A 1938-nucleotide genomic window follows, 5' to 3' on the forward strand; every position below is an offset into this window, starting at 1 on the left:
AGCCGCCGAGTAGCCGAGGGGAATCTCACCCCTCGGCTCTCACAGAACCGTGCGGAACGATCTCTCGTTACACGGCTCCTGCCGTCCTGGTCACCAGGCCGAGGCGGTGGTCCAAGGCCAGTGCGCGAACATGCGGGGATACCGCTTGGCGATCTCCCCCATCTTCGCGATGGCCTTCCGCTTCGCCCTGAGCCGCTCGTACTTCTTGCGGATCCATCGCACCAAGTAGGCGTTGATGCGCGTCAGAAGGGGATCCAGCCCCGACCGCCGGAAGCGGCCGTAGTACTGCATCCACCCCGCCACCCGTGGGTTGACCCACCGGGCGAGATCAACGAAGGAAAGGTCGGCTCGCGTATGAAGGTGCCAGGAACGGACCTCCGCACTGAGCCGCTTCAGGGCCTCTTTGCTGATCTCCGGGTCGAAAGAGAGGAAGCTCTCCCCCTTCTTGTCCCGGCTCCTGCGGGCGCGGAAGGTGTACCCGAGGAAGGTGAACGCCGTGTGCTCGTACGACTTCCGGCGCTTGCCGTCCTGGCAGTACACGATCCGGGTCTTGCCGGGATGCAGCCGCAGCCCGACCTGTTCCATCCTGTCCGTCAGCGCGGCCAGTACCTCTGTGGCCTGCCGCTCGGTGACGCAGTGGATGACTGCGTCGTCCGCGTAACGCTCGAACCAGACGCCCGAGTATTCCCGGGCGAGCCAGGTGTCGAACGCATAGTGCATGAACAGGTTCGCCAGCACGGGCGAGACCGGTGCCCCTTGTGGGGTCCCCCGGTCTCGGACCAGCAGGCTGCCGTCGGGCTGCCGCATCGGCGCTTGGAGCCACCTCCGCACATACAAAATCACCCAGACGGCATCGGTGTGGGCTTCCACCGCCTTGACAACGAGGTCCCACCGGACGCTGTCGAAGAACTTGGCGACATCGAGATCGATGACCCAATTCCTCTTCCAGCAGCGGTCCCGGCAGCGTGCAACCGCGTCCAGTGCCGACCGCCCGGGCCGGTATCCATACGAATCCGGGTGAAAAACCGGTTCCACCCGACGCATGAGATGCCTGGCCACGACAGTCTGTGCCACCCGGTCAGCCACACAAGGAATCCCGAGGATTCTCGTGCCTCCGCCATGCGGCTTAGGAATCTCCACCGAGCGCACCGGCTGCGGAAAGTAGGACCCCGACGACATCCGGTTCCAGACCTTGTAGAGGTTCCCCTTCAGGTCCTTCTCGAAATCGTCCAGAGACTGCCCGTCCACTCCGGGAGCGCCCTTGTTCGCTCTGACTTCCTCCCACGCCTCCTTGACTTCCCACTTCGAAATCTCAAACGGCTTGGCCTGTGACTTCAACTGGTCCACCGAATTCCTCCCGGGCACCGCCCGGTTGACGCGATCAACTCAGCCACGAACGGCCCGGCCCCTTCGTTCCACCCCCGTTACAGGGGCTTCACCACTACTACGAGCCGGTCCGCCGGCGCGCCTAGCCTCGGTACTCGATCCCTTGCAGTTTCGGCTGCTTGGGACACTCCCTCTCGCCCGCCATCAACACGAGCAGCGGCAAGGAACGCCTTCTCCTGTTCCATGCGGAAGCCGCAGACCGGGCTCACGTCGCCTGCATGCCGGACACCACCTGGCCAGTAAACGGGCACCCGCCAGACTCATCCCGGGATTGGGTATACACCCCGGTTTTGATGTCAGATTTGGCTCTTACGACACGTCAGCAGCGATTCACTTGCGTTCGTCTTCCCGATCCCCACCTGACGCCTCCTACGACGCCTTTTCCTCGTCGCTCACCACGACGGTCTTCAGCCAACGCAGCACGAGGTGGTTTGAAGCCTCCCCCCGCAGGGCGACTCCGAAGGGCCAACAACCTTCATCTTCCGCACAGCATCACTTCAAGAACTGTTCCTACAACCAGCTCCATCCACGTTCAGGACACAAACACCCAGC

General features: G+C 63.2%; 1 protein-coding gene. It reads right to left on the reverse strand.

Annotated elements, in window-relative coordinates:
- Window positions 1–90 precede the first annotated feature (90 nt).
- Window positions 91–1347: a group II intron reverse transcriptase/maturase gene (ltrA, locus tag ACNPQM_RS44035; RefSeq protein WP_418088401.1), complete on the reverse strand. Its 1257-nt coding sequence runs from the start codon at window positions 1345–1347 to the stop codon at window positions 91–93.
- Between the last annotated feature and the right edge of the window lie 591 nt (window positions 1348–1938).

It is taken from the genome of Streptomyces sp. NPDC056231, from assembly GCF_048270745.1.
GTDB lineage: Bacteria > Actinomycetota > Actinomycetes > Streptomycetales > Streptomycetaceae > Streptomyces.